The organism is Polynucleobacter acidiphobus, assembly GCF_003065385.1.
Lineage (GTDB): Bacteria > Pseudomonadota > Gammaproteobacteria > Burkholderiales > Burkholderiaceae > Polynucleobacter > Polynucleobacter acidiphobus.
In genome coordinates this window covers 1,270,246-1,284,899 of sequence record NZ_CP023277.1, presented here as the reverse complement: position 1 = coordinate 1,284,899, position 14,654 = coordinate 1,270,246, and the positions used below count along the sequence as shown (strand labels likewise).

At 50.1% G+C, this 14,654-nt stretch carries 15 protein-coding genes and 1 tRNA gene; all 16 read left to right on the top strand.

Annotated elements, in window-relative coordinates:
- Nucleotides 1-81 precede the first annotated feature (81 nt).
- The 16 genes from AOC32_RS06815 (at nucleotide 82) to AOC32_RS06740 (ending at nucleotide 14,653) form a co-directional block, all read left to right on the top strand.
- Nucleotides 82-1,890 (top strand): acetolactate synthase 3 catalytic subunit, encoded by a 1,809-nt coding sequence (locus AOC32_RS06815; RefSeq protein ID WP_108508745.1) that lies wholly within the window; start codon nucleotides 82-84, stop codon nucleotides 1,888-1,890.
- Complete coding sequence (gene ilvN / locus AOC32_RS06810; RefSeq protein ID WP_108508744.1) at nucleotides 1,890-2,381, top strand: acetolactate synthase small subunit; 492 nt, start codon at nucleotides 1,890-1,892, stop codon at nucleotides 2,379-2,381. Before AOC32_RS06815 ends, ilvN begins: the two co-directional genes overlap by 1 nt.
- Before the next feature lie 35 nt (nucleotides 2,382-2,416).
- Complete coding sequence (gene ilvC, locus AOC32_RS06805; RefSeq protein ID WP_108508743.1) at nucleotides 2,417-3,433, top strand: ketol-acid reductoisomerase; 1,017 nt, start codon at nucleotides 2,417-2,419, stop codon at nucleotides 3,431-3,433.
- A gap of 20 nt (nucleotides 3,434-3,453) precedes the next feature.
- Nucleotides 3,454-4,101 carry a phosphatidylserine decarboxylase gene (locus AOC32_RS06800; protein ID WP_108508742.1) on the top strand — a complete coding sequence of 216 codons (648 nt, stop codon included), beginning with the start codon at nucleotides 3,454-3,456 and terminating at the stop codon, nucleotides 4,099-4,101.
- A gap of 3 nt (nucleotides 4,102-4,104) precedes the next feature.
- Nucleotides 4,105-4,980 carry a CDP-diacylglycerol--serine O-phosphatidyltransferase gene (pssA, locus tag AOC32_RS06795; RefSeq protein ID WP_108508741.1) on the top strand — a complete coding sequence of 292 codons (876 nt, stop codon included), beginning with the start codon at nucleotides 4,105-4,107 and terminating at the stop codon, nucleotides 4,978-4,980.
- A 190-nt stretch (nucleotides 4,981-5,170) separates the two neighbouring features.
- Nucleotides 5,171-6,718 carry a 2-isopropylmalate synthase gene (locus AOC32_RS06790; protein ID WP_108508740.1) on the top strand — a complete coding sequence of 516 codons (1,548 nt, stop codon included), beginning with the start codon at nucleotides 5,171-5,173 and terminating at the stop codon, nucleotides 6,716-6,718.
- Nucleotides 6,719-6,881: 163 nt separating this feature from the next.
- Complete coding sequence (gene rpsO / locus AOC32_RS06785; RefSeq protein WP_108508739.1) at nucleotides 6,882-7,151, top strand: 30S ribosomal protein S15; 270 nt, start codon at nucleotides 6,882-6,884, stop codon at nucleotides 7,149-7,151.
- Nucleotides 7,152-7,376: 225 nt separating this feature from the next.
- Entirely contained in the window at nucleotides 7,377-9,518 is a 2,142-nt protein-coding gene (gene pnp / locus AOC32_RS06780; protein WP_108508738.1) for a polyribonucleotide nucleotidyltransferase, read from the top strand.
- 14 nt (nucleotides 9,519-9,532) lie between these two features.
- Entirely contained in the window at nucleotides 9,533-10,531 is a 999-nt protein-coding gene (locus AOC32_RS06775; RefSeq protein WP_108508737.1) for an NAD(P)H-quinone oxidoreductase, read from the top strand.
- A gap of 10 nt (nucleotides 10,532-10,541) precedes the next feature.
- Nucleotides 10,542-11,291 (top strand): triose-phosphate isomerase, encoded by a 750-nt coding sequence (tpiA, locus tag AOC32_RS06770; protein WP_108508736.1) that lies wholly within the window; start codon nucleotides 10,542-10,544, stop codon nucleotides 11,289-11,291.
- Between the two features lie 36 nt (nucleotides 11,292-11,327).
- Complete coding sequence (secG, locus tag AOC32_RS06765) at nucleotides 11,328-11,690, top strand: preprotein translocase subunit SecG (RefSeq protein WP_108508735.1); 363 nt, start codon at nucleotides 11,328-11,330, stop codon at nucleotides 11,688-11,690.
- Nucleotides 11,691-11,754: 64 nt separating this feature from the next.
- Nucleotides 11,755-11,839, top strand: a tRNA-Leu gene (locus AOC32_RS06760).
- Between the two features lie 112 nt (nucleotides 11,840-11,951).
- Entirely contained in the window at nucleotides 11,952-12,311 is a 360-nt protein-coding gene (locus AOC32_RS06755) for an NADH-quinone oxidoreductase subunit A (RefSeq protein WP_108508734.1), read from the top strand.
- 6 nt (nucleotides 12,312-12,317) lie between these two features.
- Complete coding sequence (locus AOC32_RS06750) at nucleotides 12,318-12,800, top strand: NuoB/complex I 20 kDa subunit family protein (RefSeq protein ID WP_108508733.1); 483 nt, start codon at nucleotides 12,318-12,320, stop codon at nucleotides 12,798-12,800.
- A 1-nt stretch (nucleotide 12,801) separates the two neighbouring features.
- Nucleotides 12,802-13,407: an NADH-quinone oxidoreductase subunit C gene (locus AOC32_RS06745; RefSeq protein WP_108508732.1), complete on the top strand. Its 606-nt coding sequence runs from the start codon at nucleotides 12,802-12,804 to the stop codon at nucleotides 13,405-13,407.
- On the top strand, nucleotides 13,400-14,653 hold the full coding sequence (locus AOC32_RS06740; RefSeq protein WP_108508731.1) for an NADH-quinone oxidoreductase subunit D: 1,254 nt from the start codon (nucleotides 13,400-13,402) through the stop codon (nucleotides 14,651-14,653). Before AOC32_RS06745 ends, AOC32_RS06740 begins: the two co-directional genes overlap by 8 nt.
- Nucleotide 14,654: the final 1 nt, after the last annotated feature.

The window sequence follows — 14,654 nt, the reverse complement described above, 5'->3', positions numbered from 1 at the left end:
GTGCCGTTCGAACCCGGACCATAAGTAAGGGACAGAACAGCCTAAACAATTTTTTGCCGAAAATTGCAAAGGAAAATGACAATGAATACGAGTAATGCTGAATTTTTAGCCACCAAAGGTGGTCAGGCCGCAACCGGTCCTCAATCCGACTCCAACCCAAGCCCTACAAAACAATCCCCCCCTGAAATGATTGGTGCCGAGATGTTGGTGCATGCTTTGCATGCCGAGGGAGTGGAATACGTTTGGGGCTATCCTGGTGGTGCGGTTCTCTTTATTTACGACGAGATCTTCAAACAAGATAAGTTTGAACATATTTTGGTTCGTCACGAGCAGGCCGCGGTTCATGCAGCCGATGGCTATGCGCGTGCCACTGGTAAGGTCGGTGTGGCATTGGTTACCTCCGGCCCTGGAGTAACGAATGCTGTTACTGGGATTGCGACCGCTTATACCGATTCCATTCCGATGGTCATCATTACCGGTAACGTTCCAACCTATGCCATCGGTGAAGACGCCTTCCAAGAGGCGGATACCGTGGGCATCACGCGACCCATCGTCAAACATAATTTCTTGGTCAAGGACATTAATGACCTTGCCGTCACTCTTAAAAAAGCATTTCATATTGCACGCACTGGTCGTCCTGGCCCAGTGTTGGTGGATATTCCAAAGGACATTTCGGCAACTAAGGCACCCTTTGTTTACCCCGATAGTTTGAGCATGCGCTCCTACAACCCGGTGATCAAGGGTCATAGCGGCCAAATTCGTAAAGCTGTCTCTTTATTGCAAGAGGCCGAGCGCCCCTATATTTACACGGGTGGCGGCATCATCATGGCCGAAGCTGCTAAAGAGCTCAAAGAGTTTGCTGAGCTCTTGGGTTATCCAGTCACTAACACTCTCATGGGTTTGGGTGGATTCCCGGGTACGCATGAGCAGTTTGTGGGTATGCTTGGAATGCATGGCACCTATGAAGCCAATATGGCTATGCAGCACTGCGATGTGTTGATTGCGATTGGCGCCCGTTTTGATGATCGTGTGATTGGTAACCCGGCACACTTTGCAAGCCATCCGCGCAAGATTGTTCACATTGATATCGATCCATCGGTGATTTCAAAGCGAGTCAAGGTAGACGTACCGATTGTGGGTGATCTCAAAGAGATTTTGGTGGACATGAGCGCTCAATTAAGAGCGGCACCGGCGCGTAAGAATCAAGCAAAGGTGAAGGCGTGGTGGGATCAGATTAATGAGTGGAAGAAGCGCGATTGTTTGAAATACGATCGTGACTCGCAAATCGTGAAGCCTCAATACGTGGTTGAAAAGCTTTGGGAGCTAACCAAGGGTGATGCGTTTGTGTGTTCGGACGTTGGCCAACATCAGATGTGGGCAGCCCAGTTCTATAAGTTCAACGAACCGCGTCGCTGGATTAACTCCGGTGGTTTGGGCACGATGGGTGTTGGTTTGCCTTATGCCATGGGGATTAAAAAAGCATTCCCAGATCAGGAGGTCGTCACCATTACCGGAGAGGGCTCCATCCAAATGTGTATTCAGGAGCTTTCAACTCTCACTCAGTACAACACACCGATCAAGATCGTTTCCTTGAATAACCGGTATTTAGGCATGGTGCGTCAATGGCAAGAGTTGACCTATAGCAAACGCTATTCCAGCTCCTACATGGACTCATTGCCCGATTTTGTGAAGTTGGCTGAAGCCTATGGCCATGTGGGGATGCGCATTGAGACCAAGGCTGATGTAGAGCCAGCGCTCAAAGAGGCCCTTAAATTAAAGGATCGTACTGTATTTATGGATTTCCAGATTGATCCACAGGAAAACGTTTGGCCCATGGTGCAAGCGGGTAAAGGCATTAGTGAGATGCTGCTTGGAAGTGAGGATCTCTAATGCGTCACATTATTTCTGTTTTGCTTGAGAACGAGCCGGGAGCGCTCTCGCGCGTCGTGGGTTTGTTCTCAGCGCGCGGCTACAACATTGAGACATTGAGCGTTGCGCCGACTGAAGACCCGTCTTTATCGCGCATGACCTTGGTCACGATCGGTTCGGATGATGTGATTGAGCAAATCACTAAGCATCTCAATCGTTTGGTGGAGGTAGTAAAGGTCTTTGATTTAACTGAAGGGCCTCATATTGAACGCGAGCTCATGATGATTAAGGTGAGGGCAGTTGGCAAGGAGCGTGAGGAGTTAAAGCGCACCACGGATATATTCCGAGGCCGCATTATTGATGTGACCGATAAAAGTTACACGATTGAGCTCACGGGCGTAAGTAGTAAGTTGGATGCCTTTATTAGCGCAATTGATCGCGCATCGATTCTGGAGACCGTCCGTTCTGGCGGTTCGGGAATCGGGCGTGGCGAACGTATTCTAAAAGTTTAGTTTTAATCACTCTTTATTTAATTTAAGGAAATCGTATGAAAGTTTTTTATGACAAGGACGCCGATCTGTCCCTGATCAAAGGTAAAAAAGTAACCATCATTGGCTACGGCTCGCAAGGCCATGCCCACGCCCAAAACTTGAATGACTCTGGCGTGAAGGTCACCGTTGGTTTACGTAAAGATGGTGCCTCATGGAAAAAAGCAGCCAATGCAGGTTTGCAGGTCAAGGAAGTTGCTGAGGCAGTGAAGGACGCAGACGTGGTCATGATGCTGTTGCCTGATGAGCAAATTGCCGACGTGTATAAAAACGAAGTGCATGCCAATATCAAACAGGGCGCTGCTTTAGCATTTGCCCATGGCTTTAATGTGCATTACGGCCAAGTGATTCCTCGTGCGGATTTAGACGTCATCATGATTGCTCCTAAGGCACCTGGTCATACCGTGCGCAGTACATACACCCAAGGTGGTGGCGTACCCCATTTGATCGCGGTTTATCAGGACAAGTCGGGCTCTGCACGTGATTTAGCCCTTTCGTATGCAACTGCCAATGGTGGTGGTCGTGCTGGTGTGATCGAGACCAATTTCCGTGAAGAGACCGAAACCGATTTGTTTGGTGAGCAAGCCGTGCTGTGCGGCGGTACCGTGGAGTTAATCAAAGCCGGATACGAGACCTTGGTTGAAGCCGGTTACGCCCCTGAGATGGCTTATTTTGAGTGCTTGCACGAGTTAAAGCTCATCGTGGACCTCATTTATGAAGGCGGTATCGCCAACATGAACTACTCCATCTCAAACAATGCCGAGTACGGTGAGTACGTCACTGGTCCTCGGATCGTGACTGAGGAAACCAAAAATGCGATGCGCAAGGCCTTACAAGATATTCAGACGGGTGAGTATGCCAAGAGCTTCATCCTTGAAAATCGGGCTGGTGCACCTACCTTGATTTCACGTCGTCGTTTGACCGCTGATCATGAGATCGAAGTTGTGGGTGCGAAGTTGCGCGCCATGATGCCTTGGATTGCGAAAAACAAACTCGTTGACCAGTCGAAGAACTAAGTTCAGAAGGTAATCATCCGATGATGTATCCACACCCCATCATTGCCAAAGAGGGCTGGCTCTACCTGGTTGTGATTGGGGTACTGGCTTTTGTGGTGCATCGCTATGCCGGTTTTTTCTGGTCATGGCCATTGTGGTTATTCTTTATCTTCACCTTGCAGTTCTTCCGTGATCCACAACGCATCGCCCCCCTGGGGAAAGATCTTGTTTTATCGCCAGCCGATGGTCGTATTGTGGTGGTTGAGAAAGCCCATGATCCCTATGCCAATCGGGAAGCCTTAAAGATTAGCGTGTTCATGAATGTCTTTAATGTGCACTCCAATCGCTGCGCGGTCACTGGTCTTGTCAAGCAGGTTACCTACTTTCCAGGCAAGTTCTTTAATGCCAGTATTGATAAGGCCTCGACGGAGAATGAGCGTAATGCGGTCGTGATTGACGCCAATGGCAAGACCGTCACCTTGGTGCAAATTGCTGGTTTAGTTGCTCGCCGAATTTTGTGCTACATCCGCGCTAATGACCGTGTGAAACGCGGTGAGCGCTATGGCTTTATCCGGTTCGGATCGAGGGTGGATGTGTATCTACCCCTAGAAGCTGAGCCCTTAGTGAGTGTTGGCGAGAAGGTCTTTGCTACCAATACCGCACTGGCACGTTTACCTGGATTGGACTAAGCGATGACCCCGCGCCGCAAGTTCCGTACAGACCGCTCCCGTTTTCTGCGGAGTAAAAATACGCGACGCGAGGAGTGGGATTCTGCAGAAGATTTAACCGGGGACGATCTTGAGATCGAGCCACCGCGTCCCCGTAGCAAAGGCATTTACTTATTACCGAATTTATTTACGACGGCAGCATTGTTCTGCGGGTTCTTTGCGATTGTGAACGCCATGAACCACCGCTTTGAGGTTGCAGCGATTGCTGTCTTTGCTTCACTGGTGCTTGATGGCATGGATGGCCGAATCGCACGAATGACCAACACCCAAAGCGCATTTGGTGAGCAATATGATTCTCTGGCTGACATGGTCTCATTCGGTGTGGCCCCAGCCTTAGTAGCTTATGAGTGGGTCTTAAAAGACCTGGGTAAGTGGGGCTGGTTGGCGGCATTTACCTACTGTGCCGGCGCTGCACTTCGATTGGCGCGCTTTAATGCCAATATTGGTGTGGTGGATAAAAAGTTTTTCCAGGGCTTGCCAAGTCCAGCGGCCGCAGCCCTATTAGCTGGTTTTATCTGGCTGGCGGACGATAACAAGATACCGGTGAAGGATTCGGCGATTCCATTAGTGACCTTCTTCATCACGATTTATGCAGGACTCACCATGGTTTCAAATGCCCGTTTTTACAGTGGCAAAGCCTTGGATATTCGGTATCGGGTCCCGTTCTGGGTCATGGTTCTTTTGATCCTCGGTTTTGTATTGATTTCCTCGAACCCACCCCTAACTCTATTTGGCCTCTTCGTGGTGTACTCCCTGTCTGGCTATGTTTTATGGTTGTGGGAGCGGGCGATGGGGCGTCGGATTGGTGGCGAAACCACAGTCTCAGCCAAGTCCGAATAAATGGGGTATAGTATTTCTATGATGAAACAACTAAATGCGCTTCTTCTTCTAGCACTGGGCCTTCGGCTCGGGGCGGGTCGCGCTTAGACACATGAAGTAAGGCACTAAGTTCGCAAACCAGCCCCAGCCAAACCGCTGGGGTTTTTGTTTTAGAAAATACCGTATTAGATGATTAAACAAGGAATAGATGATGAGTGACCGATTAATTATTTTTGATACCACCTTGCGCGATGGTGAGCAGTCACCCGGCGCATCCATGACCCGTGATGAGAAGGTGCGGATTGCCCGTCAACTCGAGCGCTTGCGGGTCGATGTGATTGAGGCCGGTTTTGCAGCCAGCTCTGAAGGCGACTTTGCGGCAATCTCCGCGGTTGCTGCAGCCGTGAAAGACTCGGTGGTGTGCTCGCTCGCGCGTGCCAATGAGACTGATATCACTCGCGCTTCAGATGCCTTAAAGGCAGCCAATGCAAAACGGATTCATGTGTTCTTGGCAACTAGCGCATTGCACATGGAAAAGAAATTACGCATGACCCCGGAGCAGGTGTATGAGCAAGCCAAAAAATCCATCCGCTTTGCCAGAAACTTGGCAGGCGATATTGAGTTCTCTCCTGAGGATGGCTACCGTTCGGACATGGACTTCTTGTGCCGAGTCTTGGAGGCAGTCATTGCTGAGGGAGCGAGCACGATTAATGTTCCCGATACAGTTGGTTATGCCGTTCCTGAACTCTATGGTGAGTTCATTAAAACCTTGCGGACTCGGATTCCGAACTCGGATAAAGCCATCTGGTCAGTGCATTGCCATAACGATTTAGGGATGGGCGTGGCCAACTCCTTAGCCGGTGTTCATATCGGCGGTGCGCGCCAAGTGGAATGCACGATTAATGGCTTAGGTGAGCGCGCGGGCAATACTTCCTTAGAGGAAATTGTGATGGCGGTGCGAACTCGTAAGGATTTCTTTCAGTTAGATGTGGGCATTGATACCAAGCAGATCGTGCCAGCTTCTAAATTGGTTTCACAAATCACGGGCTTTGTAGTGCAACCGAATAAAGCCGTGGTTGGCGCCAATGCCTTTGCCCATGCATCGGGTATTCATCAGGATGGTGTCCTGAAGGCGCGCGATACCTACGAGATCATGCGGGCAGAAGATGTGGGATGGGCGACCAATCGCATCGTGCTTGGTAAGTTGTCTGGTCGCAATGCGTTCAAACAACGTATTTCGGAGTTAGGGGTGGTGTTGGAGTCCGAGAGTGAGCTCAACGATGCGTTCGCACGCTTTAAGGCTTTAGCCGATCAAAAGGCCGAGATTTTTGATGAAGACATTATTTCTTTGATGTCGGACTCTTCGGTAGCCGATCAGAATGAGCACTTCAGTTTCATTTCTTTAAACCAACATTCTGAGACCGGTGAAAAGCCATCGGCGAAGGTGGTGTTTAAGATGGGTGGTCACGATGTGCATTCGGAGGCTGAAGGCAATGGCCCAGTCGATGCCACTTTGCATGCGATTGAGAACAAAGTGCAAAGTGGTGCTGAACTTTTGCTCTACTCAGTCAATGCTATTACTTCGGGTACAGAGTCGCAGGGGGAGGTCACCGTGCGGCTCTCCAAAGGGGGGCGGATTGTGAACGGAGTGGGCATGGACCCCGACATCATTGCCGCCTCGGCTAAGGCCTATTTAGCGGCATTGAACAAATTGCACGATCCCAGCGCCATCAAGCTCAATGCTCAGATGGCACCCTAAATCGTAAGTTATTGATTTATATAAATTTATTAACTATCAGACCGCTTTGCCCACAATCGGAGGGTGCGGTCTGTTAGAATGCTGAAGCTTTGATTTATAAAGCTTTTTATTAACACGGCATATCAGGTGCAAGCTTGAGTGTCCGCACGTATGGAGTATGAAGATGGCAGTTGCAGACATTAATAAGGCGGAAATCGTCAAACAAAACGCGCGTGGCGCAAACGATACGGGTAGCCCCGAAGTTCAGGTGGCGTTATTAACCGCTCGTATCAATGAACTTACCCCCCATTTCAAGGCAAACGCAAAAGATCATCACAGCCGTCGTGGCTTGTTGAAGATGGTCTCGCGCCGTCGCCGTCTCTTGGATTACCTCAAGAGCAAGGATCTGGACCGTTATCGCGCGCTGATCGACAAACTAGGTTTACGTAAGTAATTTCTTGTTTTTGTCAGCATTGCAATGAAGTAGGGTGTTGCCAAACGGGCAAGGCTCTACTTTGAGTGGTTCAAGATGACCGGCTTCTAGGGATCGTGTCATTCCAATGCGTTTCTTCTTAAAAGAGACGCACTGGAATGGCATCCCACATGGGTTCATCATGCAATCACTCCAGTGATACCGCGGCGCTGTGGATCCGCGGTGTGTATGTTTGGAGAAAAAAATATGTCAATGTTTCATAAAGTTGTGAAAACGTTTCAATGGGGCCAACACACCGTCACCATGGAAACCGGTGAGATTGCTCGCCAATCCAGTGGTGCTGTACTTCTCAATATGGATGACACCGTGGTACTTGCCACGGTAGTCGGTGCTAAAACAGCCAAAGAGGGTCAAGACTTTTTCCCCTTAACGGTTGACTACATCGAGAAGACCTATTCTGCTGGCAAGATTCCTGGAGGATTCTTCCGTCGCGAGGGGCGTCCGTCTGAAGGCGAGACCTTAATCTCACGTCTGATTGATCGTCCGATCCGCCCATTGTTCCCAGAAGGCTTTTATAACGAAGTTCAGGTGGTCGTGCATGTGATGTCGATTAATCCAGATGTGCCAGCCGATATTCCAGCCTTAATCGCATCGTCTGCTGCGCTCGCGATTTCGGGCATTCCATTTAATGGCCCAATGGGTGCGGCGCGCGTTGGTTACCGTGACGGTCAGTATTTACTCAACCCCAATCGTAGCGAGCAAGCGACCAGCGAACTCGATTTGATCGTAGCCGGTACCCAAGCTGCAGTATTGATGGTGGAGTCCGAGGCTCAACAGTTATCTGAAGCCGTTATGTTAGGCGCAGTTGTATACGGCCATGAGCAGTCGCAGATCGCGATCAATGCGATCCAGGAACTCGTGCGTGATGCCGGTAAGCCCGAATGGGATTGGAAGCCAGCAGCAAAGAACGAAGCTTTAATTGCCAAGTTACAAAGCTTGGCAGAGGGCCCATTGCGCGAAGCGTATCAAATTCGTCAAAAGCAAGCTCGCTCCACCAAGATCAAGGAAGTGGTTGCCAATGTCATGACCCAGTTAGCTGCTGACGGCGAAGTGGATGAAGTGGAAGTTGGTAATCTCTTGTTCGAGATCGAAGCAAAAATCGTACGTAGCCAAATTCTCAATGGTGAGCCACGTATTGACGGCCGCGATACTCGCACTGTACGCCCCATTGAAATTCGCAACGGCGTATTACCACGCACTCACGGCTCTGCACTCTTTACCCGTGGTGAGACGCAAGCCTTGGTGGTTGCAACTCTTGGAACTGCGCGCGATGAGCAAATCATTGACGCGCTCGAAGGTGAGTACCGCGATCGCTTTATGTTCCACTACAACATGCCTCCATTTGCAACGGGTGAGACCGGTCGCGTTGGCACACCCAAGCGTCGTGAGATTGGTCACGGCCGTTTAGCGAAGCGTGCTTTAGTACCAGTATTGCCAAGCATGGAAGAGTTTGCGTACAGCATTCGTTTGGTTTCTGAGATTACCGAGTCCAATGGTTCATCCTCGATGGCTTCAGTCTGCGGCGGCTGCTTAGCTCTGATGGATGCCGGTGTTCCAGTGAAGGCGCATGTGGCCGGTGTTGCCATGGGCCTCATCTTGGATGGCAATCGCTTTGCAGTGTTAACCGACATCTTGGGTGATGAGGATCACCTGGGCGATATGGACTTTAAGGTGGCTGGTACAGCCAACGGGATTACGGCTTTGCAGATGGACATTAAGGTCCAAGGCATTACCAAAGAAATCATGCAGGTTGCGTTGGCACAAGCTCAAGAAGGCCGTTTGCATATTCTGAGCAAAATGCAAGAAGCGATGGGTTCTGTACGCACTGAGCTATCGGAGCACGCACCACGCATGGTGACCTTTAAGATCCATCCAGACAAGATCCGTGAAGTGATTGGTAAGGGCGGCGCAACGATTCAGGCGCTTACCAAAGAGACCGGTTGCAGCATTGATATTAAAGATGATGGTACGGTCACGATCGCCTCAACCAGTGCAGAAGGCATGGCCTTGGCTAAAGCTAAGATTGAAGGCATTACCGCTGAAGCTGAAGTTGGTAAGGTTTATGAAGGCCCCGTTGTGAAGTTGCTGGAGTTTGGTGCCCTCGTCAACATTCTGCCCGGTAAAGATGGACTCTTACATATCTCTGAGATCTCAACCGAGCGCGTGAAGGATGTCAAAGACTTCTTGCAAGAGGGTCAGGTGGTGCGTGTGAAATTACTCGCAGCCGATGAGCGTGGTCGTTTGCGTTTATCGATGAAAGCGCTATTGACCCCTGAGTCTGGTTTGGCAGATACGCAGGCAAGCGATAGTCCAAACGAGACCGTTTAAGCAGGAGTATTGCGATGCGTGTAATGGAGATTCGGGAGTATGGCGCTCCAGAGATGTTGGTCAAAGCAGAGCGTCCAGATCCTGCTGTGCCAAGCGCAGGCTCTGGCGAGGTCTTAATTCGGGTGAAGGCAGCCGGCATTAATCGTCCGGATGTTTTGCAACGAAAAGGGCATTACCCCGTTCCTCCAGGCGCATCCGATATCCCCGGTCTTGAAGTGGCCGGAGAGATCATTGGCGGTGATCTTGCGCACGCTGATAACACCTTTGGTTTGAAGGTGGGCGATAAAGCCTGTGCACTAGTGCAGGGTGGCGGATATGCCGATTTATGTACCGCCCCAATCGCGCAATGTTTGCCCTATCCGAAAGGCTTTTCAGATATTGAGGCAGCGTCTTTGCCAGAAACCTTTTTTACCGTATGGAGCAATGTCTTTCAACGTGGACATCTGAGTAAAGGTGAGACTTTGCTAGTGCAGGGCGGCTCGAGTGGTATTGGTGTGACCGCTATTCTCATCGCTAAAGCACTCGGTCATCGGGTATTTGTGACCGCAGGAAGCGACGAAAAGTGTGCGGCTTGCACGCAATTGGGCGCAGATCTTGCAATCAACTACAAAACTCAAGACTTTGTAGAAGAAATTAAGAAGGCGACTAATGGTAAGGGCGTAGATGTCATTTTGGACATGGTCACCGGTACCTACTTACAGCGCGAGATTGATTGTTTAGCCGATGATGGTCGTATTGTGATTATTGCCATCATGGGAGGCTCAAAGGCAGAAGTGAATACGGGTCAAATACTGCGTCGCCGATTAACCATTACGGGATCGACCTTGCGTCCAAGACCTGTGGCCTTTAAGCATCAAATTACTAAAGAGTTGTATCAAACGGTGTGGCCCTTGCTGAACGCAGGTCAACTAAAGCCAGTTATTTATAAAACATTTTCCTTAGAGCAAGCCGCAGATGCGCATCGATTGATGGAATCTAGCGAGCATGTCGGAAAAATTGTGTTAACGGTGTAAGAGAGTTGCTATGCGCGCATTGACGGTCATCGGCAATTGGAAGATGAATGGCAGTGTTCGCAGTAATCGGGATTGGTTGCAAACGGTCACTACAGAGATGCAGCAGGGCATGCCGGCAGGTCGGCGTTTTGGTGTCTGTGTGCCCTTTCCGTATTTGCAAGAATGCAGTAACTATTTGGGAAGTTCGCAGCTTCAATTAGGGGCGCAAGATGTATCGGCCTATGCGTCTGGGCCATATACAGGTGAGGTGAGTGCGAGCATGTTGCAGGAGATGGGTGTGCGCTTTGTGATCGTGGGTCATTCGGAGCGTCGTATGCAGTACGGCGAGGCCAATGAGAGCATCGCTCTCAAAGCAGAGCAGGCTTTAGATCATGAGTTGACCCCAATCATTTGCGTTGGTGAAACAGCGGATGAGAGAAATTCTGGGCGTGCAGTCGAGGTGGTGAGGCGACAGGTTGCCAGTCAGGTAAGCACCCTGCAAGATCGCTTGGTGGATTGCTTGATTGCGTATGAGCCGATTTGGGCCATTGGGACAGGTAAGGTTGCGAGTGCGCAAATGGCCCAAGATATGCACCGGGCGATTCGCTTGCAACTGGCTGAGTTTGATGATGATGTGGCGTCTCATATTGGGATTGTTTACGGAGGCAGTGTCCGGGCCGATAACGCCACGGAGCTTTTTGCCATGCCCGATATTGATGGGGCGTTGGTTGGTGGCGCATCGTTGGATGCCAAGGAGTTTTTAGCAATCTGTCGGGCGTGATGGATTGCATGATGAATGACGATATGGAGAACAGAAATGGAATGGCTTAAAACTTTATTCGTGGTCCTGCAAGTAGTTTCTGCATTGGCCATTATTGGCTTGGTCTTGATTCAGCAAGGTAAGGGCGCTGATATGGGCGCAGCATTTGGTTCGGGCTCCTCAGGTAGTTTATTTGGGGCAACCGGCTCCTCAAACTTTCTCTCGCGTACCACCGCTATTTTTGCGGTGATCTTTTTTGTGAGCACCCTAGGAATTACCTGGTTGGGCACTAAAAAGCCTGTTGAGTCAGGGGTTTTATCCAACTCAACCTTGCCGACTGTAGCCCCTGCTCAGCAAGGTGGCGCCACTCCAGCAAATGGAGCAAGTTCAGAACCCGGTAAGCCGGTCGTGCCTCGCTAATTTGCACCTTTTTGGAAGGTGCAATGCGGTAGAATTGAGGGTTGTTGTAGGGCTTTTCCGAGATGCCGACGTGGTGAAATTGGTAGACACGCTATCTTGAGGGGGTAGTGGCTTAGGCTGTGCGAGTTCGAGTCTCGCCGTCGGCACCAAAGTGGATTAGTTTGGTCGGGAATTCTTGTCTTATTGCTGTAAATCAAGAATCCCAAAATGAAAGTCGTTGATAATTCGAACGTTTGGAAATCTGACACAGGATAGAAGAAGTTGAACCTTTCAAATTACTTCCCAGTACTGTTGTTTATTCTTGTCGGTATCGGCGTCGGTCTTGCCCCCATTGTCTTGGGTAAAGTTTTAGCCCCCTCCAAACCTTATTCAGAAAAAGATTCCCCATACGAGTGCGGCTTTGAAGCCTTTGAAGATGCTCGTATGAAATTCGATGTGCGCTACTACCTGGTCGCCATCCTTTTTATCCTGTTTGATCTCGAAACCGCATTTTTATTTCCTTGGGGCGTTGCCTTAAGGGATATTGGCTGGGAAGGTTACATTGCGATGGCAATTTTCCTCCTTGAGTTTATCGTTGGTTTTGCTTATATCTGGAAAAAGGGCGCCCTGGATTGGGAGTAGACGTCGATGGCACTTGAAGGTGTTCTAAAACAAGGTTTTGTAACGACCTCGGCTGACCAGTTAATCAATTGGACCAGAACCGGATCGCTTTGGCCGATGACCTTTGGTTTGGCTTGTTGCGCAGTTGAGATGATGCATGCGGGCGCATCGCGCTACGACCTCGATCGTTTTGGAGTGGTATTCCGTCCATCGCCCCGCCAATCCGATTTGATGATTGTGGCAGGCACCTTATGCAACAAGATGGCTCCAGCCTTGCGCAAGGTCTACGACCAAATGCCAGAACCGCGTTGGGTGATATCGATGGGTTCATGTGCGAATGGCGGCGGCTATTATCACTACTCTTACTCGGTGGTACGCGGTTGTGATCGCATTGTCCCAGTGGATGTGTATGTGCCAGGTTGTCCACCAACGGCAGAAGCCTTGATCTACGGCATTATTCAGTTGCAGGCCAAGATTGGTCGGACCAGCACCATTGCGAGGAAGGGTTGAGATGAGTGATCGCCTCGAACAACTTCGTTTGCAACTTGATCGTGTTTTGGGAAACCGTATTCAGAGTGCCACGATCGATCATCGCGAGTTGACCATCGTGTTGCATCACGCAACGTATGCGGAGTCAGCCAAATTATTGCGAGACGATCCTAGCTTAGCGTTTGAGCAACTCATTGATTTATGTGGAGTTGATTACAAAGACTATGCCGATGGTACCTGGAGCGGACCTCGCTTTGCGGTGGTTAGCCACTTACTGTCTATCAAGCATAACCAACGTCTGCGCATTCGGGTATTTGCCCCAGACGATGACTACCCCTTGGTGGCATCGATGGTTCCCATTTGGAACTCGGCCAATTGGTTTGAGCGTGAAGCCTTTGATCTCTTTGGTATCTTGTTCGATGGCCATGAGGATTTGCGTCGTATCTTGACCGACTACGGCTTTATTGGTCATCCATTCCGTAAGGATTTCCCAATCTCGGGCCACGTCGAGATGCGCTATGACCCGGAGTTAAAGCGGGTGGTGTATCAGCCAGTTACGATTGATCCGCGTGAAGTAACCCCACGCGTGATTCGTGAAGAACAATACGGTGGCTTAGCAAATGGCTGAGATTAAGAACTACACCCTCAACTTTGGCCCCCAGCATCCTGCGGCTCACGGTGTATTGCGTTTAGTGCTGGAGCTCGACGGCGAGGTAATCCAACGCGCCGATCCGCATATTGGCTTATTGCATCGCGCGACCGAAAAACTCGCCGAGACCCGGACTTGGATTCAGAGTGTGCCGTATATGGATCGTCTCGATTATGTATCGATGATGGTTAACGAGCACGCCTATGTGATGGCCATCGAGAAACTCTTGGATGTCGACGTACCAGTGCGTGCTCAATACATCCGCGTAATGTTTGATGAGCTCACCCGTCTACTCAATCACTTGCTCTGGGTTGGCTGCCACGGTCTCGACGTTGGTGCGATGGCGATCTTCTTATATGCTTTCCGTGATCGTGAGGATATCTTCGATATGTATGAGGCGGTATCCGGTGCTCGGATGCATGCAGCCTACTATCGTCCCGGCGGCGTCTATCGCGATTTGCCTGAGAAGATGCCGCAATACGCCAAGTCCGCGATTCGGAGTGAGCAGGCGGTGAAGCGCTTAAATGAGAGCCGTAGCGGATCATTATTGGATTTCATTGAAGACTTTAGTAATCGCTTTCCAGCGAATGTAGATGAGTACAACAATCTCTTAACCGATAACCGTATTTGGAAGCAGCGTTTAGTGGGTATCGGTGTGGTCTCGCCTGAGCGAGCTCTGCAGATGGGCTTTACTGGCCCGATGTTGCGTGGCTCCGGTTTTGCTTGGGACTTGCGCAAGAAGCAGCCTTATGAAGTCTATGACCAGTTGGATTTTGATATTCCAGTGGGAGTGAATGGCGATAGCTACGACCGATATTTAGTGCGTATGGAAGAGATGCGTCAATCCAATCGCATTATTCAGCAGTGTGTGAAGTGGTTGCGTGCTAATCCAGGCCCAGTGATGAGCGATAACCACAAGGTAGCTCCTCCAAAGCGCGTTGATATGAAAACCAATATGGAAGAGTTGATTCATCACTTCAAGCTCTTTACCGAAGGGATTCATGTGCCTGCCGGTGAGGCGTATGCAGCAGTAGAGCACCCAAAGGGTGAGTTCGGGATTTACGCCATTTCGGATGGTGCCAACAAACCTTACCGCTTAAAGATTCGGGCTCCTGGCTTTGCTCATTTAGCAGCCATGGATGAGATGTCACGCGGTCACATGATTGCGGATGCGGTCACTATCATTGGGACCCAAGACATTGTGTTTGGTGAGATCGATCGATAAA

Bases quoted from the DNA above. Each gene is read 5' to 3' on its own strand.
- AOC32_RS06815 (WP_108508745.1), top strand. From the start codon at position 82: ATGAATACGAGTAATGCTGAATTTTTAGCCACCAAAGGTGGTCAGGCC.
- ilvN (WP_108508744.1), top strand. From the start codon at position 1,890: ATGCGTCACATTATTTCTGTTTTGCTTGAGAACGAGCCGGGAGCGCTC.
- ilvC (WP_108508743.1), top strand. From the start codon at position 2,417: ATGAAAGTTTTTTATGACAAGGACGCCGATCTGTCCCTGATCAAAGGT.
- AOC32_RS06800 (WP_108508742.1), top strand. From the start codon at position 3,454: ATGATGTATCCACACCCCATCATTGCCAAAGAGGGCTGGCTCTACCTG.
- pssA (WP_108508741.1), top strand. From the start codon at position 4,105: ATGACCCCGCGCCGCAAGTTCCGTACAGACCGCTCCCGTTTTCTGCGG.
- AOC32_RS06790 (WP_108508740.1), top strand. From the start codon at position 5,171: ATGAGTGACCGATTAATTATTTTTGATACCACCTTGCGCGATGGTGAG.
- rpsO (WP_108508739.1), top strand. From the start codon at position 6,882: ATGGCAGTTGCAGACATTAATAAGGCGGAAATCGTCAAACAAAACGCG.
- pnp (WP_108508738.1), top strand. From the start codon at position 7,377: ATGTCAATGTTTCATAAAGTTGTGAAAACGTTTCAATGGGGCCAACAC.
- AOC32_RS06775 (WP_108508737.1), top strand. From the start codon at position 9,533: ATGCGTGTAATGGAGATTCGGGAGTATGGCGCTCCAGAGATGTTGGTC.
- tpiA (WP_108508736.1), top strand. From the start codon at position 10,542: ATGCGCGCATTGACGGTCATCGGCAATTGGAAGATGAATGGCAGTGTT.
- secG (WP_108508735.1), top strand. From the start codon at position 11,328: ATGGAATGGCTTAAAACTTTATTCGTGGTCCTGCAAGTAGTTTCTGCA.
- AOC32_RS06750 (WP_108508733.1), top strand. From the start codon at position 12,318: ATGGCACTTGAAGGTGTTCTAAAACAAGGTTTTGTAACGACCTCGGCT.
- AOC32_RS06745 (WP_108508732.1), top strand. From the start codon at position 12,802: ATGAGTGATCGCCTCGAACAACTTCGTTTGCAACTTGATCGTGTTTTG.
- AOC32_RS06740 (WP_108508731.1), top strand. From the start codon at position 13,400: ATGGCTGAGATTAAGAACTACACCCTCAACTTTGGCCCCCAGCATCCT.